General features: G+C 53.1%; 22 protein-coding genes and 1 pseudogene. 13 read left to right on the top strand and 10 right to left on the bottom strand.

Annotation, left to right across the window (positions count from 1 at the left end):
* The first annotated feature begins 119 nt into the window (after positions 1–119).
* The 4 genes from FAP39_RS06085 (at position 120) to FAP39_RS06070 (ending at position 4,931) form a co-directional block, all read left to right on the top strand.
* Positions 120–800 (top strand): type 1 glutamine amidotransferase, encoded by a 681-nt coding sequence (locus FAP39_RS06085; RefSeq protein WP_138015512.1) that lies wholly within the window; start codon positions 120–122, stop codon positions 798–800.
* Positions 800–2,158: a glutamine synthetase family protein gene (locus tag FAP39_RS06080; protein WP_138015511.1), complete on the top strand. Its 1,359-nt coding sequence runs from the start codon at positions 800–802 to the stop codon at positions 2,156–2,158. Before FAP39_RS06085 ends, FAP39_RS06080 begins: the two co-directional genes overlap by 1 nt.
* A gap of 85 nt (positions 2,159–2,243) precedes the next feature.
* Positions 2,244–3,551 carry an NAD(P)/FAD-dependent oxidoreductase gene (locus tag FAP39_RS06075; protein ID WP_138015510.1) on the top strand — a complete coding sequence of 436 codons (1,308 nt, stop codon included), beginning with the start codon at positions 2,244–2,246 and terminating at the stop codon, positions 3,549–3,551.
* Positions 3,552–3,713: 162 nt separating this feature from the next.
* Entirely contained in the window at positions 3,714–4,931 is a 1,218-nt protein-coding gene (locus tag FAP39_RS06070; RefSeq protein WP_138015509.1) for a DegT/DnrJ/EryC1/StrS family aminotransferase, read from the top strand.
* 65 nt (positions 4,932–4,996) lie between these two features.
* Here the strand turns inward: FAP39_RS06070 and phaR are convergent, their stop codons facing one another.
* The 3 genes from phaR to FAP39_RS06055 form a co-directional block, all read right to left on the bottom strand.
* Positions 4,997–5,551 (bottom strand): polyhydroxyalkanoate synthesis repressor PhaR, encoded by a 555-nt coding sequence (phaR, locus tag FAP39_RS06065; RefSeq protein ID WP_138015508.1) that lies wholly within the window; start codon positions 5,549–5,551, stop codon positions 4,997–4,999.
* Between the two features lie 147 nt (positions 5,552–5,698).
* On the bottom strand, positions 5,699–6,142 hold the full coding sequence (locus FAP39_RS06060) for a phasin family protein (protein WP_138015507.1): 444 nt from the start codon (positions 6,140–6,142) through the stop codon (positions 5,699–5,701).
* A 128-nt stretch (positions 6,143–6,270) separates the two neighbouring features.
* Complete coding sequence (locus FAP39_RS06055) at positions 6,271–8,064, bottom strand: PHA/PHB synthase family protein (protein WP_138015506.1); 1,794 nt, start codon at positions 8,062–8,064, stop codon at positions 6,271–6,273.
* 102 nt (positions 8,065–8,166) lie between these two features.
* On the opposite strand from FAP39_RS06055, the gene phaZ reads away from it, so the two are divergent.
* The gene (gene phaZ, locus FAP39_RS06050; RefSeq protein ID WP_138015505.1) at positions 8,167–9,465 is read left to right on the top strand and encodes a polyhydroxyalkanoate depolymerase; all 1,299 of its coding nucleotides are present in this window, start codon (positions 8,167–8,169) and stop codon (positions 9,463–9,465) included.
* 111 nt (positions 9,466–9,576) lie between these two features.
* Here the strand turns inward: phaZ and FAP39_RS06045 are convergent, their stop codons facing one another.
* The 3 genes from FAP39_RS06045 to FAP39_RS06035 all read right to left on the bottom strand — a co-directional run bounded on the left by FAP39_RS06045 (position 9,577) and on the right by FAP39_RS06035 (position 11,777).
* Positions 9,577–10,287, bottom strand: a complete 711-nt coding sequence (locus tag FAP39_RS06045; protein WP_138015504.1) for an alpha/beta fold hydrolase — start codon at positions 10,285–10,287, stop codon at positions 9,577–9,579.
* A 94-nt stretch (positions 10,288–10,381) separates the two neighbouring features.
* Complete coding sequence (locus tag FAP39_RS06040; protein ID WP_138015503.1) at positions 10,382–10,819, bottom strand: VOC family protein; 438 nt, start codon at positions 10,817–10,819, stop codon at positions 10,382–10,384.
* A gap of 208 nt (positions 10,820–11,027) precedes the next feature.
* Entirely contained in the window at positions 11,028–11,777 is a 750-nt protein-coding gene (locus FAP39_RS06035) for an alpha/beta fold hydrolase (protein ID WP_138015502.1), read from the bottom strand.
* Between the two features lie 155 nt (positions 11,778–11,932).
* On the opposite strand from FAP39_RS06035, the gene thrS reads away from it, so the two are divergent.
* The 6 genes and pseudogenes from thrS to FAP39_RS06005 all read left to right on the top strand — a co-directional run bounded on the left by thrS (position 11,933) and on the right by FAP39_RS06005 (position 17,066).
* Entirely contained in the window at positions 11,933–13,882 is a 1,950-nt protein-coding gene (gene thrS, locus FAP39_RS06030) for a threonine--tRNA ligase (RefSeq protein ID WP_138015501.1), read from the top strand.
* 240 nt (positions 13,883–14,122) lie between these two features.
* Positions 14,123–14,428, top strand: coding sequence for a BufA1 family periplasmic bufferin-type metallophore (locus tag FAP39_RS06025; protein WP_138015500.1), 306 nt, complete (start codon positions 14,123–14,125; stop codon positions 14,426–14,428).
* 136 nt (positions 14,429–14,564) lie between these two features.
* Positions 14,565–14,867, top strand: a complete 303-nt coding sequence (locus FAP39_RS06020; protein ID WP_138015499.1) for a BufA1 family periplasmic bufferin-type metallophore — start codon at positions 14,565–14,567, stop codon at positions 14,865–14,867.
* Between the two features lie 25 nt (positions 14,868–14,892).
* Positions 14,893–15,750 (top strand): annotated as a pseudogene (bufB, locus tag FAP39_RS06015) (MNIO family bufferin maturase).
* Positions 15,747–16,496 carry an HvfC/BufC N-terminal domain-containing protein gene (locus tag FAP39_RS06010; RefSeq protein WP_138015498.1) on the top strand — a complete coding sequence of 250 codons (750 nt, stop codon included), beginning with the start codon at positions 15,747–15,749 and terminating at the stop codon, positions 16,494–16,496. The pseudogene bufB and the gene FAP39_RS06010 overlap by 4 nt, the downstream one beginning before the upstream one ends.
* A gap of 9 nt (positions 16,497–16,505) precedes the next feature.
* Positions 16,506–17,066 carry a DoxX family protein gene (locus FAP39_RS06005; protein WP_138015497.1) on the top strand — a complete coding sequence of 187 codons (561 nt, stop codon included), beginning with the start codon at positions 16,506–16,508 and terminating at the stop codon, positions 17,064–17,066.
* On the opposite strand, the gene FAP39_RS06000 is transcribed toward FAP39_RS06005, so the two are convergent.
* On the bottom strand, positions 17,050–17,418 hold the full coding sequence (locus FAP39_RS06000) for a hypothetical protein (RefSeq protein WP_138015496.1): 369 nt from the start codon (positions 17,416–17,418) through the stop codon (positions 17,050–17,052). The genes FAP39_RS06005 and FAP39_RS06000 overlap by 17 nt on opposite strands.
* Positions 17,419–17,466: 48 nt before the next feature.
* On the bottom strand, positions 17,467–17,778 hold the full coding sequence (locus FAP39_RS05995; protein ID WP_138015495.1) for an ArsC/Spx/MgsR family protein: 312 nt from the start codon (positions 17,776–17,778) through the stop codon (positions 17,467–17,469).
* Between the two features lie 211 nt (positions 17,779–17,989).
* Between FAP39_RS05995 and FAP39_RS05990 the strand changes: the two genes are divergently transcribed.
* Positions 17,990–18,196 carry a cold-shock protein gene (locus FAP39_RS05990; protein ID WP_138015494.1) on the top strand — a complete coding sequence of 69 codons (207 nt, stop codon included), beginning with the start codon at positions 17,990–17,992 and terminating at the stop codon, positions 18,194–18,196.
* A 36-nt stretch (positions 18,197–18,232) separates the two neighbouring features.
* Here the strand turns inward: FAP39_RS05990 and FAP39_RS05985 are convergent, their stop codons facing one another.
* Positions 18,233–18,514: a hypothetical protein gene (locus tag FAP39_RS05985; RefSeq protein ID WP_138015493.1), complete on the bottom strand. Its 282-nt coding sequence runs from the start codon at positions 18,512–18,514 to the stop codon at positions 18,233–18,235.
* 112 nt (positions 18,515–18,626) lie between these two features.
* Positions 18,627–19,535, bottom strand: a complete 909-nt coding sequence (gene thyX, locus FAP39_RS05980) for an FAD-dependent thymidylate synthase (protein ID WP_138015492.1) — start codon at positions 19,533–19,535, stop codon at positions 18,627–18,629.
* Between the two features lie 203 nt (positions 19,536–19,738).
* Between thyX and FAP39_RS05975 the strand changes: the two genes are divergently transcribed.
* On the top strand, positions 19,739–20,218 hold the full coding sequence (locus tag FAP39_RS05975; protein WP_138015491.1) for a hypothetical protein: 480 nt from the start codon (positions 19,739–19,741) through the stop codon (positions 20,216–20,218).
* Positions 20,219–20,264: the final 46 nt, after the last annotated feature.

The raw sequence follows: 20,264 nt of genomic DNA, 5'->3' as shown, positions 1-20,264 counted from the left end.
CCACGGTCTTTTGTGACCACGCGCGGAAGGTCGCTTCTCAACGGTCAACCGAGGTTCGCCCCTCTTGCGGCATGAGCTTCTCTCGACTAGCGTTAATTTGATCATAAAATCGGTGACACATGAAAATCGGTATTTTACAAACCGGACATTCCCCCGAAGACCTGCGTGCGCAGATCGGGGATTACTCGGATATGTTTAAGCACTTGCTTCAAGGGCAAGGCTTTGAATTTGACGTCTATCGCGTCGTAGATGGTCAGTTTCCTGACTCGGCTTTGGCCGCGGATGGCTGGCTTATCACGGGATCCAAACACGGCGCATACGAAGATTTGCCTTGGATTCCGCCGCTTGAACAGCTGATTCAAGGCATCGCCGAAGCAGGGCGACCTTTGATCGGTATCTGTTTTGGACATCAGATCATTGCACAAGCGCTTGGTGGCAAGGTCGAAAAGTTTTCCGGTGGCTGGGCCGTCGGACGTCAGACCTATGATTTTGGCGGCGTCGAAATGGCGTTTAATGCGTGGCACCAAGATCAGGTCACCGAACGTCCTCAGGGGACTGTCGTATTGGCATCAAATGACTTCTGCGAAAACGCGGCGCTCTTGTATGGTGATCAGATTTTGACCATTCAACCGCATCCCGAATTTGGCCCCGATGTCATTGAAGGGTTGATTAATACCCGCGGAAAAGGCGTCGTCCCTGACGATCTTTTGGAGGCCGCCCAAGCCCAATTGGACGACCATATTTCAAGCGAAAGCTTTGCAGATCAAATGGCGGATTTCTTCCGCAAAGAGAGGTCCTAATGACTGACTGGATGAAATCGCTCCCCACGGCTGCACAGGAATATCTTGAGGGTCGACGGCTGGACGAAGTCGAATGCATCATTTCGGACCTTCCGGGCATCGCGCGCGGTAAGGCTGTGCCAGCCAAGAAATTCGCCCGCCAGGAGTTTTTCCACCTCCCCGATTCTATCTTCTACCAAACAATCACAGGTGGTTGGGGCGAAGCGGCTGGCGACGAGGGCTTTATCGAAAAAGATATGGTGTTGCGCCCGGATATGGCGACAACCACTGCGGCCCCATGGACAGGCGACTGGACACTTCAGGTCATACATGACGCCTATTTCACTGATGGCACGCCCATCCCCTATAGCCCGCGCAATGTGCTCAAGCGTGTGGTCGAGCTGTATCGTGCCAAAGGCTGGGAACCCGTCGTTGCACCAGAAATGGAATTTTATCTGGTCGCGCGCAACATCGATCCCGCCAAGGCGATTGAACCGATGATGGGGCGCTCTGGCCGCCCTGCCGCCGCACGCCAAGCCTATTCGATGACAGCGGTGGATGAATTTGGCCCCGTGATTGACGACATCTATGATTTTGCCGAAGCACAAGGGTTTGAGATTGATGGCATCACCCAAGAAGGGGGCGCTGGCCAGCTTGAGATCAACCTGCTGCACGGCGATCCGGTCAAGCTTGCGGACGAAGTCTTTTACTTTAAGCGTCTGATCCGCGAAGCCGCACTGCGTCACAACTGTTATGCGACGTTTATGGCCAAACCCATCGGGGCCGAGCCCGGAAGTGCGATGCACATCCATCATTCAATTTTGGATACAAAAACCGGCAAGAATATCTTTTCGGATGAAAACGGCGGCGAAACAGATGCGTTTTTCCACTTTATCGCCGGATTGCAAAATCACCTGCCGTCAGCGATTGCCGTCATGGCTCCATATGTAAATTCGTACCGTCGGTATGTGCGTGATCACGCAGCCCCAATCAATCTAGAGTGGGCACGGGACAATCGCACAACGGGTATCCGTATTCCGATTTCCTCGACGTCGGCCCGACGTGTCGAAAACCGTCTGGCGGGCATGGATTGCAATCCCTATCTCGGCATCGCGGTCAGCCTTGCTTGCGGCTATCTTGGTTTGCTGGAAAAAGAACAGCCAGACGCCCAATTCAAAGGCGACGCCTATGACGGCGAAGAGGCGATTCCTCGTGAACTCGGAGCAGCGCTTGAGCTATTTGACGAAGCAAAAAAGCTGCACGATGTGTTGGGGCCAGAGTTCGCACGCGTCTATTCCATCGTAAAACAGACAGAATACGAAGAGTTCCTTGGGGTCATCAGCCCTTGGGAACGCGAACATCTATTGCTGAACGTCTGATCTCGGGCCTTCCGACCTCGACCCAGAATATGCACTGGGTCGAGGGCATACCGAAACATTTCCGATATTACGTGTGTGAGGTGTCATGAACCTTCTTTATTCGAATGATACGCAAGGCCAATATCCCCAGAGCTGGTACGCGGCCTCGACTGAATTGCTAAGCCAGTTCCCGTCTCTTAAGGGGGAAACCCGCGCCGATGTGTGTGTGGTGGGCGCCGGATATACTGGGCTGTCCACTGCCCTGCACTTGGCCGAACGTGGCTATGATGTCGTTTTACTGGATGCGCACCGTGTGGGATTTGGCGCGTCTGGCCGCAATGGTGGTCAATTAGGGTCCGGCCAACGCATGGAGCAAGACGGCCTTGAGAAGCTGGTGGGGCGTCAAGATGCGCACAAACTCTGGCTCTTGGCCGAAGAGGCCAAACAAGTCACCAAGGGTCTGATTGAAAAGCACAATATTGAGTGTCACTTTAAACCGGGTATTGCACATGCCTGCCTAAGCGCATCCGAAGTCCGCCACGAACACGCCTATGTCGCACATTTGCAGACCGAATATGGCTATGACCAGATCGAAACGCTGGACCATGATCAGCTTCAGGATATCTGTCCGTCCCCTAAGTATGTCGGTGGGTCTTTGGATATGAGTGCAGGGCATTTGCACCCTCTGGCCTATGCCCTTGGGCTGGCGCGTGCAGCCCAAGCTGCAGGTGTGCGGATTTATGAGAATACCCATGTACACAACATCCAACATGGAAGCCGCCCCGTTGTGCAAACCGATCAAGGGCGGGTTGATGCCGAACATGTGGTCTTGGCCTGTAATGGGTATCTTGGCAGTCTGGAGAAGAAGATCGCCGCTCGCGTGATGCCCATCAACAACTTTATCGCCGCGACACGCCCCTTAACAGAGTCCGAGCTGGATACAGTGTTACGGCGTGATGTTGCCATCGCCGATTCCAAGTTTGTGATCAACTACTTCAGACTGTCGCATGACAAACGGTTGTTGTTTGGTGGGGGCGAAAACTATGGATACAAATTCCCAACCGATATTGCGGCCACCGTGCGCAAACCCATGACCGAGATCTATCCGCACCTGCGCGACGTCGAAATCGACTATGCATGGGGGGGAACATTGGGCATCACCATGAAGCGCATGCCGTATTTGACCCGTATCGCGCCAAATGTCCTGAGCGCATCTGGATATTCCGGCCACGGTGTCGGCACGGCAACCCATGCAGGGCAATTGATGGCCTTGGCGATCGCCGGACAAAGCGAAGGGTTTGATACCCTAGCCAAGGTCCCTGCCCCGGCGTTTCCAGGCGGAGGAGGTCTTCGGACGCCACTGTTGGTGATGGCGATGACATGGTTTGGATTGCGCGATAGGTTGGGCATCTAACCCGCAGTCAGCACGACAGATTTCGATAGACAAGAAGGTCGCAGGGTCAGTCCTGTGGCCTTTTCTTCATGCAAAATTCACATCAGAGCACGGTCAGGGGCTGGATTTTCATCAGCACTAGTTTTATATATTCTTCAGTATAGATACAGAAAAGTGAAAACTATGACACTGCCGCCCAACGTTTACGATGCCGAGCCAATTCCGGAATCTGCCCGAGACGAGATTGACCGCCTGCTGCAGTCCGGTGATTTGTTCCGTTACACATCTGCACAAGACGCGCCTGTGGCCCTGCTGGAAGCAGAGTTTGCCAAATTATTGGGGGCAAAATATGCGCTGGCAGTGTCGTCCTGTTCTGCGGCTTTGTTCTTATCTCTCAAGGCGTTGGCCTTGCCGCGTGACTCGCGTGTATTGATCCCGGGCTTTACATTTGCTGCGGTGCCATCGTCGGTTGTGCACGCAGATTGTGTGCCCGTATTGTGCGAAGTCGGTGAAAACTACCGCATCGATCTTGCCGATTTTGAAGCGCGCCTCAAAGATAACATCCAAGCCGTCATCATCAGCCACATGCGTGGCCACACCTCGGACATGGACGCCATTATGGCCCTGTGCGACGCCAGAAATATCCCCGTGATCGAAGACGCCGCCCACAGCTTGGGCACCACATGGCATGGGCGCAACATCGGCACTATTGGGCGCGTTGGCTGTTTTTCCTTCCAGTCTTATAAACTGGTTAATGCTGGCGAAGGTGGCATTCTGGTTACGGATGATGCCGACCTTGTGGCGCGCGCCGTCATCATGTCCGGAGCATACGAACATACGTGGCAAAAGCACAAAGCCCCCGAAGGCGACAACACTGGCGACTTAACCGCAGCGTTCCAAAAGTGGCAGAACAAGTTGCCGCTCTATAATCTGCGTTTGAACAACCTGTCCGCTGCGATCATCCGCCCGCAACTGGACGAAGTACCACGGCGCGTGCGAGATGGCCGTGCCAACCACGACCATGTGGCCAAAGCGTTGAATGCGTCCCCATGGCTGCACGTGCCCGAAAAGCTGGCACCAGAACAACGTGCGCCCGACTCGATTCAATTCAACACGCACGGCATGACAGATACCCAGATCAAAGCCTTTGCCGCCGCGGCCCAAGATCGCGGTATCAAAGTTCAGGTATTCGGTCAGTCCACCGATAACGCGCGTGCGTTCTGGAACTGGCAGTTCATGAAGGCCCTGCCCGACTTGCCAAAAACCCGCGCCATGCTGATGCAAGCATGCGATGTGCGTCTTCCGGCACGCTTGACCCAAGCCGAATTGGACGTGATCTCTGGTGCACTGACCAGCGCGGCCCATGCCGTGATGGGGACCGAGCGCGCCTTTGGCACCTAATTTCTGAAACACCCAGAAATACAAAAAGGCCCCGCATAAACGGGGCCTTTTGCGTTTTCACTACTTTATTTGAGCTTGGAAAGCTTATCTTGCAACTCTGAGAGCTGCTTCTTGATATCGCTAAGATTATCTTCGCCCTCAGAGGATGGCGTGGTGTCTTCACTTGATGCACCTGGTTGGGTTCCCCATGTGCCCAATCCCCCCGTCATCGCCTTGAGAAAGGCTTCTTGCTGGGCTTGGATCGCCTCGAGGCCCGGCATTTTCATCCCGCCCCCCAAATTACCGATCATTTTCTCTTGGCCTTCACGCAGCATCTCAAACGATGCTTGCAGGAATTGCGGCACCACACTGGTGGCTTGCGTGGTGTAACTGCGGACAAGGTCATTCAACACATTCACCGGCAGCATGTTCTCGCCACGGCTTTCATGTTCTGCAATGATCTGCAGCAGATATTGCCTTGTCAGATCATCTCCGGTCTTGAGATCAACAATCTGGACCTCGCGACCATCACGGATAAACCCCGCAATATCGTCCAACGTGACATAGTCGCTGGTCTCTGTGTTATAAAGACGGCGGCTTGCGTACCGTTTGATCAGTAGCGTTTTTTGTGCTTCAGCCACGAACTTCTCCCCAAGTTATGCGCGCTGCAGAAAACTTTATGCGACTGCAGCAGAAAAGGAAACAAAAGAAAAGGGCGAGCCAGAGGCTCGCCCGCGCGATCGGTACCATTAGGGAGGAGATGGGTACCGAGGGAGTATCGCGTAATCTTATTTAGAAGTCGCTTTTTTAGCGGCTGCAGTCACGTCGTTCGTGGCTTTCTTAACAGCAGCTTGAGCTTCTTCTGTGACGTCTTTGCCAGCAGCCATCATCAGTTCAACAGTTTCCATTTGAACTTTTTTAGCAACTTCAGCGAAAGCAGCCATGTTTTCAGCAGCAACTTCAGCTTGAGCAGATGCGAAATCTGTCATCGCTTTTGCATAGTCAGCAGGCTCTGCTTTGGCTTTGGACATTTCGCTCATTTTAGCCAAAGTGTCTTTTGTCCATTTGCTGGAGATCTCGGAAGATTTCTCAGCAGCTTCCAGAGCAACACCAGCGAACTTTTCGTTCATTGCTACGGTGTTTTTGAAAGCGTCTTCCATTGCAGAAGTGTCCACAGGGAATGCGCCCATCATGTCTTTGAGCATTGCTGTCATGTCAGGTGTATTAGCCATTTCACAGGTCCTTTAACGATGTGCGGAATATTCCGCGTTGGTGTTCTGCAAACAATATGCTTTCTGCAGCGCAGCATTTCAAGTATTATTTTGCTGCACTGCAGAATAAATTCACATATCAAGTAAAATCAACGCGTTGCGAGGGTCGCTACATAGGTCCCCGGTGCATCTTCGAGCACTGGATGCTCCGAATCGCCCGGATCACGCGCTGGAACTTGTTTGCCAGACCGAGATGACAGCCATGTGTCCCACCGCGGCCACCATGACCCTTCATGGAACTCTGCATCGGCCATCCATTGGTCTGGCGATGCTTTGGTGTCCTTGTTCACATAGTGGCCATACTTCTTTTTGCTCGGAGGATTCACGATCCCGGCAATATGGCCAGACTCTGAGACGATAAAGGTCTTGGACCGACTCTTGGTTTGCTGGAAACCTCTATAACAGTCCTTCCAACGGGCGATGTGATCCGTTTCACATGTGACCGAGCAAAGCGGGATGTCCACGTCAGAGATATGCAAGGTCTCGCCGCACAGCTCCAGCCCGTCGGACACAAACGCATTGCCCTGACACAGTTGGCGCAAATACTGATGTGCCATCTTACCAGGAAGCCCCGACCCGTCACCATTCCAATAGAGCAGGTCAAAGGCGGGCGGCGCTTCGCCCAGCATATAGCTCTTGATTGCGGGGCCATACACAAGGTCATTGGATCGCAGATACGAGAATGTCCGCTGCATGATAAAGGACCGCAAAATGCCTTCTTCGGCGATTTCCGCGTCAATCCCGTCAATAAAGTCGTCTTGCAGGAACGGGGTAAATTCACCTTGGTCAGCGAAATCGGTCAATGTGGTGAAGAAGGTTGCGGATTTGACAGACTTGTCCCCGCGCTTTTTCATCAACGACAGCGTCATATGCAGCGTGGTACCTGCAATACAGTATCCGACCGCGTTAACCTGTTTCTGGTTGGTCAGTTTTTTCACTTCGGAGATCGCCGTGAGAAAGCCACCCTCGATGTAGTCTTCCATCCCAATGTCGGAATACGATCTGTCCGGGTTGATCCAGCTGACGATAAAGACGGTGTATCCCTGCTCGACCGCCCATTTGATCATGCTGTTCTGTTCTTTGAGATCCAGAATATAGTATTTGTTGATCCACGGTGGGAAAATGATCAGCGGCGTCTCATGCACAGTCTCTGTGGTTGGCGTATACTGAAGCAGTTCAAACATGTGATTGCGAAACACGACCTTGCCGGGTGTTGTCGCGATATTGCGTCCGAGCTCGAATGCGTTTTCGTCGGCCAGCCGCACCACAAGCTCGCCATTGTTGGCCTCAAGGTCAGCGATCAGATTCTCAAGTCCTTTGACCAAAGACGCGCCATCGGTTTCGATCGCTTTCTCAAGAACATCCGGATTGGTGCCCAAGAAATTTGTCGGCGACATCATGTCGATGATCTGCTGTGAAAAATACTCCAGACGCTGGCGATCCTTGCCCTCAATCCCTTCGATATCGTTTACAGCCTGACGCACCGCTTCGGCATTGCGCATATATTGCTGTTTGAGGAAGTTGAAATACGGGTGATTCTGCCACAAGGGGTTCGAAAAACGCCGGTCAGAAGGGGTCTCGTCGGGGGCTGCGGCAATTTTACCCTGCAGCAACACATGTTGCGCGTCCACAAAGTGCTTCACAGACTTGGTCCAATAGTCCAACTGATGCTCGATCATTTTGCCGGGGTTCGACATCATCGCCTGCATGTAAGCGTTGGCCGCACTCATAAAAACGTCTTGGTCAGGTGAGTTCAAATCTTTGCGCAAAGGTTTGTGGTGTGTCATCACCTCAACAAGACGTTTTGAAAGCTCTTCAACGCGCTCCAAATTTTCGTTGAAAGTCGCCAAATTTGCACCTGCGGCATTCTCTTTTGTTGTCATATTCAATATTTCGCCCTATTCTCGCCGCTACGCAGCATGACAATCACCCCTCCACGGGCAACTTAATTGCCAATTCATAACGGGGGTACACAGGAGACGCCTATGCGCTACATGGCCACATATGACTTGATGGATACCATTCGAAATACAAACCAATGGATGGGCGCCTCTGCACTTGCTATGGCATCTTACCCGGTTTTCTCGATGGTACCTAACCCAATGTTCCAGTGGATGGCCGCATGGGGTGAAGTGACAGAACGCACATTCCAGCGCATGGTTGTTAAGCCCGATTGGGGCATTCGCACATTCACCTGTGAAGACGGAAAAGACCATCTTGTGAATGTCGAGACCGTTGTTGAACGTCCGTTTGGGGATTTGATCCACTTTAACGTCGCCGGCCGCGAAACACAGGCCCGCAAAGTACTGCTGGTTGCCCCGATGTCCGGTCACTATGCCACTCTCCTGCGCTCTACAGTCAAAAGCCTGATGGTGAACTGTGAAGTTTACGTCACAGATTGGCACAACGCGCGTGACATTCCTGTGTCCGAAGGCAAATTCGATATCGAAGATTATACTCTGTATCTTGTTGATTTCATGAAGGCCCTCGGCCCTGACATTCACTTGATTGCAGTTTGCCAACCCGCCCCGCTAACTTTGGCAGCCACCGCATATCTTGCCGAAGAAGATCCGGCAGCCCAGCCACGGTCGCTGACGTTGATCGGTGGGCCGATCGATCCGGATGCAAACGCCACCGAAGTCACTGATTTCGGCAACCGCGTTACAATGGGTCAACTCGAAGAAACCATGATTCAACGCGTGGGGTATAAATACCCTGGTGTCGGACGGATGGTATACCCTGGGTTGTTGCAACTCGCCTCGTTTATGTCGATGAACGGCGATCGGCACTCAAAAGCGTTCCAAGACCAGATCATGCGCGTCACACGCGGCGAAGCATCTGATCATGACGCACACAACCGTTTTTATGACGAATACCTCGCCGTAATGGACATGACAGCCGAGTTTTACCTCTCCACTGTCGAGCGGATCTTTAAGAATTGCGAAATTGCAAAGAACGAATTTGTTGTCGATGGACGCAAAGTTGATCTGGGTAAAATCACAACGGTTGCTGTAAAAACAGTCGAAGGTGCCAAAGACGACATCACTGCACCCGGTCAGTGCATCGCCGCGCTGGACCTTTGCACAGGCCTACCTGACAGCAAAAAGGCAAGCCATGTAGAACCCGATGCAGGGCACTATGGTATCTTTGCAGGCAAAAGCTGGCGCAATAACATCCGTCCACTGGTGTTGGACTTTATCGACGCCAACAGCGACGCCCCAAAGGCTGCTGCTGCCCCAAAACCCAAGGGAAAAGGTGCTGCAAACAAGAACGCAGCCGCGTAAATACTTGCGTCACATCAAAACATCAAAACGGGACCCGCTGGGTCCCGTTTCTGTTTGCGGAACGTCTTTTACACCTCGCAAATGTGTAAAAAACCATTCCGTTTCAATTTATTACTGAAGCACGAGGGGCTGTGCCATCCAATCGCGCAAAGCCGACGTCGTTGCCGCCGGTTGTTCAAGCGTAGGAAGATGCCCTGCCCCGTCGATGATACGTAGCTCTGCGAATGGGATAAGGTCCGCCATAAAGCTGTGACGTTTGACGGGCGTCAACGCATCATGCTCACCACACAACACCAAAGCCGGGACTTTGCACTTGCGCAGCGTACTCTGATGATCGCGGCGACGCTGTAGGGCACGCGCTTGGCGCACGAACATATCTGGCCCCAATGTCAAAGCCATATCGCGCACCAACGCAAGCACCTCTGGCCGCTGTGGCCCCGGTGCGAGATACTCTGGGCGCATAAACCCTGTAATCACATCTTCGAGGCGCCCCGCCTTTGCGCCGACGATCATCGGTTCGTAAGCCGCAGCGCTTTGCGGCGTTTCTGCAAGCGGGTTGGTATCAAGCAACGCAATACGCGTGACGCGATCTGGGGCACGTCGCAGCAACTCCATGGCGACGATCCCGCCCATACTAAGCCCCGCCAGTGCAAACTTTGCAGGCAGTTGATCAAGGATGCGCGACGCAATCTCTTCGACCCGATCCCCATGGGCCATCGAAGTCACCATCACGCACAAATCCGCCGAAAGCTCTGCGATCTGTGGGCCAAAAAGGCGCGCATCACACATCATTCCCGGTATTAGAACCAACGGTTCCTGCATTCCATTCCGCCCTGTTTGCTTGTCATTTCACTTGTTTGCACGTGCACTCTCTGCGCCGTCCCCACCAACGTCAACATAAGACATGGCGGCTACGCTATTGTTCGCCATATCCTTGCCAGCGAAATGCACCAGATGAGGACAGCGGCGAAAATGGATTAAACGCAATCTCCCAGACGTGGCGATCCGGATCTGCGAAATATCCGTGAAACCCGCCCCAAAACACGTCTTGGGCGGGTTTCAGAATTTGCCCACCTGCCGCCTTGGCCGCCTCGAGCACTCTGCCAACATCGGCTTTGGTGCGTACGTTATGCGCCAAGGTTATACCACTGAAGCCGCCGATCGCATCCGCAGGAATACCAAGTTCTTGGGCCAGCATGTCTTTGGGATAGAGCCCAAGCGTCTGCCCGATTAGATCAAACGCAATCACACCGTCTTGGCTGGGCACGCGCTGCCATCCCAATTTCTCATAAAAGCTTGCGGATCGATCCATATCCTGAACCCCAAGCGTGATTAAACTAACTCTTTGTTCCAATTCAACCACTCCAACATAAAATATGATGCATAGTGCATTGATATATATAAATTATATACCAAGGTTATGACAGAAAAACCGACGGATGACCGACATATTACACCGCCCCCGCCGAACGGTTCCCCTATCAAAGCCCTCGTGGCAAGACATCATCCCCAATCGGCAGTCGATGTCATACCCCAAACCGAAAAACATCGCAAAATGAAAACTATTCGGCAGAAATTACCTCCTCAATACTCTGAATTATCATATTTAGACAAGTCTCATCCGAAAACCTGTGGTCCGCATCTTTCACCAACGTCAGGCGCATATCAGGTCCCGCGGCATGCTCGAGCAACCGCACGGCTGTGGATGTGCTCACCGCCGTGTCTTGTGTGCCTTGCAGAAACCTGACCGGGAAATCCAGCGTCAAAGGCGTGCGCAAGACAAGTTGGTCCCGCCCATCCTCAATCATCCGCTTGGAAATAATATAGGGTTCCATGTAATCACTCGGAAGCTCGACGAAACCTTGCGTGTCCAACTCGTGTTTTTGGGTGTCCGAGAACGATGCCCAATACCCGTCTTCGGTAAAATCGGGTGCCGCCGCAATTGTGACCATCCCTGCAATCCGCTCTGGAATCGCCCGCGCCAGAAGCAGAGCCTGCCAGCCCCCCATCGATGATCCCACCACGATCAGCGGCCCTGTGGTCAATGCATCAACTGCTGCAAGCGTGTCCTGATGCCAATCACCAATACACCCGTCTTCAAATCGTCCGTCACTTTCACCGTGGCCGGAGTAATCAAATCTTAAAAAGGCCTGACCGCGTGCGTGCGCCCACGCTTCCAAATGTATCGCCTTGGTCCCTTCCATATCGGATTTGAGTCCCCCGAGAAAAACCACTGTCGGACCGGCGTCGCCAGACTTGTGATAGGCCAAACGGCGCCCCTCAGGCGTTTGAAAAAACTGTGTTGTCGACATGCTACCCTCGCGTATTTTCATCCAGCTTAGCGCGGCTTTTGGGAACGGGAAAGGTGACTTGACTTGCGATCATCAAAAGCGCAAACACACTGCCGAACCAAATACCCGCAACCGGGCGTTCCGTGGGCGCCAAACTGACGAGGAGCTAGAGGCTAATGGCCGATATTTCTCTTACTTTTCCTGATGGTAACGCGCGATCTTACAGCGTTGGTGTAACACCAGCCGAAGTCGCGACTTCCATTTCTTCATCGCTTGGTAAAAAGGCGATTTCTGCAACTGTCGATGGGCAGCACTGGGATTTACAGTGGCCGATCCAACAAGACAGTGCGATTGCGATCAACACTTTAAAAGACAACGACGCCGAAGCGCTCGAGTTGATCCGGCATGATTGTGCGCACGTGATGGCACGCGCCGTGCAAGAGCTATGGCCAGATGTCAAAGTTACCATCGGCCCTGTGATTGATAATGGCTGGTACTATGATTTTGACCGCCAAGAGCCGTTCACACCAGAAGATCTGGGTGAAATCGAAAAGAAGATGAAAGAGATCATCAATCGGCGCGATCCTGTCACCACCGAAGTATGGGACCGTGACCGGGCTGTTGCATTCTATGAGGCCAACAACGAACCATATAAGGTCGAGTTGATTGATGCGATCCCGGGTGACGAGCCCCTGCGCATGTATTGGCACGGCCATTGGCAAGACTTGTGCCGTGGTCCTCACCTTCAACACACGGGCCAAATTCCGGCAGATGCGTTCAAGTTGATGAGTGTCGCCGGTGCATATTGGCGGGGGGATTCAGATCGTGCGATGCTCCAGCGTATCTATGGTGTCGCCTTTAAGAACAAAGAAGACCTGAAAAAGCACCTGCACATGCTGGAAGAGGCCGCCAAGCGCGATCATCGCAAACTTGGCCGCGAAATGAACCTGTTTCATATGCAGGAAGAAGCCCCCGGTCAGATATTCTGGCACCCGAACGGATGGAAGATTTACACGCTGTTGCAGGACTATATGCGCCGCCAGCAAACCGCCGGCGGGTATGTCGAGGTCAACACCCCCCAAGTGGTCGATCGCCGTCTCTGGGAGGCCTCAGGGCACTGGGACAAGTATCAGGAAAACATGTTCATCGTCGAAGTCGACGAAGAGCACGCGCGCGAAAAGGCTGTGAACGCCCTGAAACCGATGAACTGTCCGTGTCACGTGCAGGTTTATAATCAGGGGCTCAAGTCCTATCGTGACCTCCCCTTGCGGATGGCCGAGTTCGGGTCGTGCAACCGGTACGAGCCGTCGGGTGCATTACATGGAATTATGCGGGTACGTGGTTTCACCCAAGATGACGCGCATATCTTCTGCACCGAAGCGCAGATCGAAGAAGAGACCCAGATGTTCATCGACTTCTTGTCGAAGATTTATAAGGATCTTGGATTTGAAAACTTCTCGATTAAATTTTCGGACCGCCCCGAGAAACGCGCTGGGTCTGACGAGGTTTGGGACAAATCCGAAGCCGCGCTTAAGGCTGCCACAATCGCAGCGGGCTGTGACTTTGAATTAAACCCCGGCGAAGGTGCCTTTTATGGCCCGAAACTGGAATTTGTGCTGACTGATGCAATTGGGCGTGACTGGCAATGCGGCACACTTCAGGTCGATTTTGTTCTGCCTGAACGTCTTGATGCCACATACATCGGCGAAGACGGCGCCAAGCACCGCCCCGTCATGCTGCATCGCGCAACCTTGGGGTCGTTCGAACGCTTCATTGGTATTCTGATCGAGGAACACGCTGGCAAGTTGCCCTTCTGGCTTGCACCGCGTCAGGTCGTCGTGGCCTCTATCGTGTCGGACGCAGACGATTTTGTGCATGAAGTGGTTTCCGAGCTACGTGCCAAGGGCGTCCGCGCAGAAGCAGACATCCGCAATGAGAAAATCAATTACAAGGTCCGCGAGCATTCGGTGGGCAAGGTGCCAGTCATTCTTGCCGTCGGTATGAAAGAAGTGGAAAGCCGGTCGGTCTCCACGCGGCGACTGGGCAACAAACAAAGCAAAGTCCAGAGTTTGGACGAAATCGTGAGCATCTTGTCACAAGAGGCCCTCGCACCTGACCTAGCGTAACAAAACTTGCAACAATTCACAGGCGCGCCACGGGAAACCGGGCGCGCCTGTTTCATTTTCAGTAGAATTTGGGGGTTCCTGCGCTGGAATCCTCACAAAAACGTCACGCCACCTGACGGGGCCGTGATACACGCCCCCGTGATTGGATCAATTGGGCTCTTAGGCTTTAGGTTTTTCATATGCCGCCAAACACGGTGGTCTGAATTCACAACCGACCAAAACCAAAAGGGAAGAGAAACAATGTCTAAGACCGTAAAAACCCTCGCCGTCGCATCCGCAGTTGCAGCAGCTCTGACAGCCGCCACACACACAGCCGCAAACGCCGCTGAAAAAGAAAAATGCTATGGCGTGTCCATGGCTGGCAAAAACGACTGTGCTGCGGGCCCAGGCACCACATGTGCAGGAACATCTTCTGTAGATTATCAAGGGAACGCATGGACATTGGTTGATGCAGGCACATGCGCCTCGATCGATCTGCCTGCGATGGCTGATGGCTCAATGCGCAAAGGCTCTCTGGAAGCACTCGAGCGTGATCTGCCAGCATAAGGTACCCTCCCCGCTCTGGCGCTTCGGCGCCGGGGCAATCCGATCGCACAACGTTGGAAGGTTATGGTACGATATCTTCCGAAGACCTAATTGGGATTCATTAAAACCAAAGATTTTGATGCGAAAGGATACCCCTATGTCAAAACCAATGAAATCAACCTTTGTCGCAGGTGCTGTTTTGGCCGCCTTGGCCCTCCAGACACAGCCTGCACAAGCCGCCAAAAAAGAAAAATGTTACGGTGTATCCAAGATCGGCGCAAACGGTTGCGCTGCGGGCCCCGGAACAACCTGCGCAGGGACATCCACCCGCAACTACCAGGGCGATGCTTGGAAATTGGTTGAAAAGGGCACATGCCTGTCAATTGAATTACCTCCGATGGCCGACGGCACACCGCGAAAGCCATCTCTAGAACCTCTTAAACGCGACCGTCCTGCTTAACCCTACTCACGGAAAGCCCGCTTCCATGTTCGACGTGACATCCCGTTTTCCATCCCTGCCCAATGCGCCGGGTGTTGGCTATAAACCCCAGCACTTTCAAGAGATTCTTGATAACTCTGGCGTCGTGCAGTGGCTGGAGATCCACGCAGAAAACTATATGGGAGCGGGTGGACGGCCCCTTGCTCAACTTGAGCACCTGTCAGAACGGTTTCCAATATCTGTGCACGGCGTCGGTCTTTCGATCGGTGGTGAGGCGCGGCTTGATCCGGATCATCTGGATCGCCTCAAGACCTTGGTTGGTTGGCTGCAACCGACTGTATTTTCGGAACACCTCGCATGGTCCAGCCACGAGAGCGCATTTTTGAATGACTTGTTGCCCCTGCCCTATACGCAGGACACTCTGGATCGTGTGTGCACCCACATTGATCAGGTGCAAAACACAATCGGGCGACAAATGATGCTGGAAAACCCGTCAAGTTATTTGGCATTTTCAGAAAGCACCTATTCCGAGCCAGAATTTTTGCGTCAAGTCGCCAAACGCACAGGATGCGGTCTGTTGCTTGATGTGAACAACGTTTTTGTGTCCGCCACAAATCTAAACTATGATCCACGCGGCTATATTTCGGACTAACCACTTGAATACGTTGGGGAAATACACCTTGGCGGGCATGACGAAGACCAAGATGACCATGGCGCACCGCTGTTGATTGACAGCCATGGCAAGCCCGTTGTCGATCCAGTTTGGGCATTGTTGGATCACACACTGGCCATTTCTGGCCCCAAGCCGATTTTGATCGAATGGGACAATGATGTGCCCGCGTGGCCAGAGCTTCATGCCGAAGCAGCGCGTGCAGCCGCAGCCTTGGCGGTGGTTCCGGCATGAGTGTATCACAAACCGATTTTCGCACCGCTATTTTGTCGGCTGAAACGCCGGTGCCGACGGGCCTTGTGGATGCACAGGGGCGTGCCGCTGGGCGCAGGTTTGACGTATATCGCAACAATGTTGCGGTCTCCCTCACCGAAGCCTTGGAAACCGGTTTTCCGGTGATCGCCAAGCTGTTGGGGGATGAAAACTTCAAAGCCATCGCTGGGGTGTTCTTGCGACAATCTCCTCCGTCATCGCCATTGATGATGCAGTATGGCGATGAGTTCCCGCGCTTTCTTGCAAATTTTGAGCCTCTTGCACACATCGGGTATCTCGCCGACATCGCTCAGATGGAATTGGCGCTACGACGCTCATACCATGCTGCGGATTGTGCTCCTCTCACCAGCGAAACCCTCGGCGCGATTGCCCCGGACGATCTGGCCGAACAAAAACTTGGCATTGCACCAAGCACCCAAATCATTCAGTCGGCCTGGCCGATATTTGATATCTGGACCTTCAACATGATTGATGGTGCACCAAAGCCCCGTGCGATCGCCCAAGATGTCATCATCACCCGTCCGGATTTTGATCCAGAACCGCATATCCTTCCGACTGGAGGGGCTGACTTTTTGTGCGAATTACGTGCGGGCCAGACGCTTGGGGATGCCGCAGAGACCACCATTGCACAGCATCCGAACTTTGATTTGGGGGCCTGCCTAGGTCAGTTGCTGGAACACCAAGCACTTACATCTCTCACAAAATAGGGAAGCACCATGACGATACTGATGTCAGCATATACCGCCTTTTTCCAACGTCTTGAACGGGCGGACTGGCTCTTGGCGACGCTGGCCAGATTTGTCTTTGCAGCAGTGCTTGCCGTCTATTTCTGGAACTCTGGCCTGACAAAGATCGGCGATGGCATTTTCGGTATTTTCACACCATCAACCGGTGCCTATGTCCAAATTTTCCCACGTGTGTTCGAGGCCGTCGGCTATGACAGTTCCCAACTGTCATTCTTTCACTGGGCCGTTGTCGTCGCGGGCACCTTCGCAGAGTTTGTCTTGCCAGCCCTTATTGTGCTCGGGCTGATGACCCGCTTGGCCGCGTTGGGCATGATTGGCTTTGTGTTTATGCAATCATTGACCGATATCTACGGGCACGGGGCGATGGACCACCCCGAAACCATCGGCGCTTGGTTTGATCGGTTTGAAAACAGCGCGATCATGGACCAGCGCACACTTTGGGTCTTTGTGCTGATGGTATTGGTGATCAAGGGGGCGGGCCCCCTATCCTTGGATCGTATCTTGTCGCGCCGGATCAAAAGTGGGCTTTAGGCTCGTCCGGTTTGCCTGCTGCGACTGCTAAAATTCCACCAAGTGCGGCAAAGCTGATCGGGAACATCGTGAACGGGTTAAATCCAAACGCCGCGTACATTCCAGCAGCAGAGAGCAACAACAGGATGCCTCCCCAAAGTGCACGCGCACGGGCCATTGCACCGCCTGCGATGGCCAGCATAGGGGCAAGCAAGCCGCCAATGCGCACCAATTCTACATTGTCGACTTGTTCAAAAAGGCCTTCGACCTCGCCGTATCGATCGACAACATCGGTATAACCCCAGCTAAAAAATCCGATGATCATCCCCACAACTCCTGCGATGATCCCCAATACCAATGCCGCGTTACGCATACTACGTCCTTACCTGTTCAGGCGTCTCACATAAGATGCCTGCGCAGCTTATCCAAGGGCCTCTTGCACATCCTTGCCCCAGCCAAGATACAATTTCCCATCTTTTTCAATCAGCGGGCGCTTCATTAAGGTGGGGTGCGATGCCAGCAGATCCAGCGGCGGCGTTGCGCGCTCGGTATCATCCAACCCGCGCCAAGTGGTCGAGCGGGTATTGACCAAAGCAGCACCGAATACTTCATATGCATTGGCAAGCACATCAGCAGGCACCCCATCCGCGCGCACATCTACAAATTGAACTTCCTCCAGCCTTTTCAATGCCTTCCGGCAAGTATCGCAATTCTTAAGACCATAAAGGACCATCTAGTTCTCCATTGTATTAGCGGCTAGAAACAGCCACCCCAGCGTTCATTTCGCGAGTTTTGCTTGATTTTCACAAACGCCGTGCAATGGTTTGCACAGCATTTTCCCGCTCCCCGCCAAACTACATTAAGTTTGCAGGTCCCGGGATCAAGTGCGAACTTGTCGCGCACGTCCGCGCGGCAGGCAAGTTAAAGAACAAAGGAGACGCGGTATGCCAAGCGGTACCGTAAAATGGTTTAACACAACAAAAGGGTACGGTTTTATTGCACCCGATGATGGCGGAACGGATATATTTGTACATATCTCGGCCGTCGAACGCTCTGGTTTGACAGGACTGGCAGATAACCAGAAGGTCGAATTCGACCTGTCCGAAGGTCGCGATGGCCGTCAAATGGCGGCGGATCTGAAACTTCTGTAATTGGATCGGGGCGCCAACAAGCGCCCCACCGGCACGTTAGGAACAGCCTTTGGTTCCAGCTGGGCACGACATTTGCCGTTGCGGGGCGGGTGCATAGTCTGCGCCGGCTGTTGGCGTGCCGCAGCAAATCACCCCGCCGCGCGTGACCGGCTGTAATCCTTGCGGACAATAGTTTTCCGCGGCTGGATACGCTGGCATATAGACGTTCTCGGGTTGGGACACCGCACCAATCACCGGGGCGTTGCTGCTCCATGTTTGTGCCGAGACCGGCAATGCGAGTACGGCCACGATTGCCGCCAGTGTGATTGATCTAAACATGGGACCCCCTTTTCTGGAGAAAATGCATCAAACTATTGCACAAAAATACGGTGTGCCTTGGGGGGCTATCAATTTCCGTATTGGAAACGATGTGTCATCGCCCCCTCTACAATCATGCGTCAATCATGTCCTGAAACTCGCGCCACTCGCGTGCACTCATGCCACAGGACTCGGCTGTGACCTCTTCACCTTTGAGAAGACCACGCAAAGCAACCATCATTTGCGCGGACATGGTGACCGCACCCAAGCGATAATCTTCAAAGGCTTTATAGGCTGCGGGTACCCAATCAGCGACAACCTGACAAATCGCATCCGCATATACTCTGATCTCGTATTGTGCATGAGGATCGGCGCGCAAGCGTAAGAAATGCAACAGATTATGCAAATCGACCTTCCAATACCACTGGGTATAGATATTTGATGGCAAGTTCATGCGCGCAAGCTCTCTGGCCAATCCAAGCTGTCCCTCTTCGGAAATCATGGCTTCATAATTGTCATAGGCACGGTTGCTGTCTGCCTTGAGAATTTCAAGCACACGCGCCGCCTCTTCCCCCTCGAGAACCTCACCGCGACCTTGGTTGTTCACGACAGATTGTGCATTCACATGTTCTGGTGCCGGAATATAGAATTCGCGATCCAAAATTGAGTATCTGGCCGAATATTCATTCACATTGGCCGTGCGATGGCGAATCCATTGACGCGCCACAAACACCGGCAATTTCACATGCAGCTTGATTTCGCACATTTCAAATGGCGTGGAGTGCCAATGGCGCATCAAATAGCGGATCAGGCCCTCGTCGTTTTGAACCGACTTGGTGCCCTTGCCATATGAAACACGCGCGGCCTGACAGATCGCAGCATCATCACCCATATAGTCGATCACTCGCACAAACCCGTGATCCAGCACATCAATCGCATGGTAAAGGTGCTTTTCCATGCCTTCACTTACGGCACGCACCGTCTGCTTTGGGCTAGAGCGCAAGTCTTGAATTTCGGCCAATTGGTCGGGGTTCAGAGGCATCTGGGCGATTCCCTTGTGGATTCTTACATTTCAACGACGACTATATCTTGTGATTTCGTTCACGGAAACCACCGTATTGTGGCGGTAACTGGGACACAGGCCGAGAATATTCTGTTCTCATTTTGTTGACTTTCACCCTCTGCTACGCGACTCTCTGTGCAATGACTCGGAAAACCGGGCGTTTAGCAGTTTGAGGCAGTAATATGATCCGCTCAGTAATGTGCATGACCGCATTGGTCAGCCTTGCCGCTTGTGGCAGTGGCACAAATCCATTTGCGACTGGCACTGACACAGACGGCAGCGGCGGCGCCTCTGTGGTGCCCGAAACTTTGGCCGGAAATCTCAAGTCCATCAATTACAATGCAACAGCAAAGACGCTGACTGCCGAAATTTATGCGTTGGATTCGACTCCCATCCAGGTTGTCTATAATCGCGATGCCGCGCGCGATATCGGCAGTTACGAAGCCTATTCCATTCAAGAAGATGGCTTAGACAGATTTTTTGTCGCCATGGTTGGCGAAAGCCACGATGGATCCGTTCAGGCGGGATTTGTCGGGGATGGCGGACAATTCAACCGCGTTTTACAGGGCGGATATTATACGCGCGTCGGAAGCTTTGATGCTCCAAACATTAGCACCGGCCCAGCAGCAGGTCAGGTCTCTTATGGACCTGTCACGGTTTGATGCCGCTCCTTTGATAGCATTTACTGCAACAAAGGAGATGAACTAT

The sequence above is a fragment of the Shimia litoralis genome (genome assembly GCF_005518135.1).
Lineage (GTDB): Bacteria > Pseudomonadota > Alphaproteobacteria > Rhodobacterales > Rhodobacteraceae > Shimia_E > Shimia_E litoralis.
This window is presented reverse-complemented; position numbering and strand designations above follow the sequence as displayed.

Bases quoted from the DNA above. Each gene is read 5' to 3' on its own strand.
- FAP39_RS06085 (WP_138015512.1), top strand. From the start codon at position 120: ATGAAAATCGGTATTTTACAAACCGGACATTCCCCCGAAGACCTGCGT.
- FAP39_RS06080 (WP_138015511.1), top strand. From the start codon at position 800: ATGACTGACTGGATGAAATCGCTCCCCACGGCTGCACAGGAATATCTT.
- FAP39_RS06075 (WP_138015510.1), top strand. From the start codon at position 2,244: ATGAACCTTCTTTATTCGAATGATACGCAAGGCCAATATCCCCAGAGC.
- FAP39_RS06070 (WP_138015509.1), top strand. From the start codon at position 3,714: ATGACACTGCCGCCCAACGTTTACGATGCCGAGCCAATTCCGGAATCT.
- FAP39_RS06060 (WP_138015507.1), bottom strand. From the start codon at position 6,142: ATGGCTAATACACCTGACATGACAGCAATGCTCAAAGACATGATGGGC.
- FAP39_RS06055 (WP_138015506.1), bottom strand. From the start codon at position 8,064: ATGACAACAAAAGAGAATGCCGCAGGTGCAAATTTGGCGACTTTCAAC.
- phaZ (WP_138015505.1), top strand. From the start codon at position 8,167: ATGCGCTACATGGCCACATATGACTTGATGGATACCATTCGAAATACA.
- FAP39_RS06045 (WP_138015504.1), bottom strand. From the start codon at position 10,287: ATGCAGGAACCGTTGGTTCTAATACCGGGAATGATGTGTGATGCGCGC.
- FAP39_RS06035 (WP_138015502.1), bottom strand. From the start codon at position 11,777: ATGTCGACAACACAGTTTTTTCAAACGCCTGAGGGGCGCCGTTTGGCC.
- thrS (WP_138015501.1), top strand. From the start codon at position 11,933: ATGGCCGATATTTCTCTTACTTTTCCTGATGGTAACGCGCGATCTTAC.
- FAP39_RS06025 (WP_138015500.1), top strand. From the start codon at position 14,123: ATGTCTAAGACCGTAAAAACCCTCGCCGTCGCATCCGCAGTTGCAGCA.
- FAP39_RS06020 (WP_138015499.1), top strand. From the start codon at position 14,565: ATGTCAAAACCAATGAAATCAACCTTTGTCGCAGGTGCTGTTTTGGCC.
- FAP39_RS06010 (WP_138015498.1), top strand. From the start codon at position 15,747: ATGAGTGTATCACAAACCGATTTTCGCACCGCTATTTTGTCGGCTGAA.
- FAP39_RS06005 (WP_138015497.1), top strand. From the start codon at position 16,506: ATGACGATACTGATGTCAGCATATACCGCCTTTTTCCAACGTCTTGAA.
- FAP39_RS06000 (WP_138015496.1), bottom strand. From the start codon at position 17,418: ATGCGTAACGCGGCATTGGTATTGGGGATCATCGCAGGAGTTGTGGGG.
- FAP39_RS05995 (WP_138015495.1), bottom strand. From the start codon at position 17,778: ATGGTCCTTTATGGTCTTAAGAATTGCGATACTTGCCGGAAGGCATTG.
- FAP39_RS05990 (WP_138015494.1), top strand. From the start codon at position 17,990: ATGCCAAGCGGTACCGTAAAATGGTTTAACACAACAAAAGGGTACGGT.
- FAP39_RS05985 (WP_138015493.1), bottom strand. From the start codon at position 18,514: ATGTTTAGATCAATCACACTGGCGGCAATCGTGGCCGTACTCGCATTG.
- thyX (WP_138015492.1), bottom strand. From the start codon at position 19,535: ATGCCTCTGAACCCCGACCAATTGGCCGAAATTCAAGACTTGCGCTCT.
- FAP39_RS05975 (WP_138015491.1), top strand. From the start codon at position 19,739: ATGATCCGCTCAGTAATGTGCATGACCGCATTGGTCAGCCTTGCCGCT.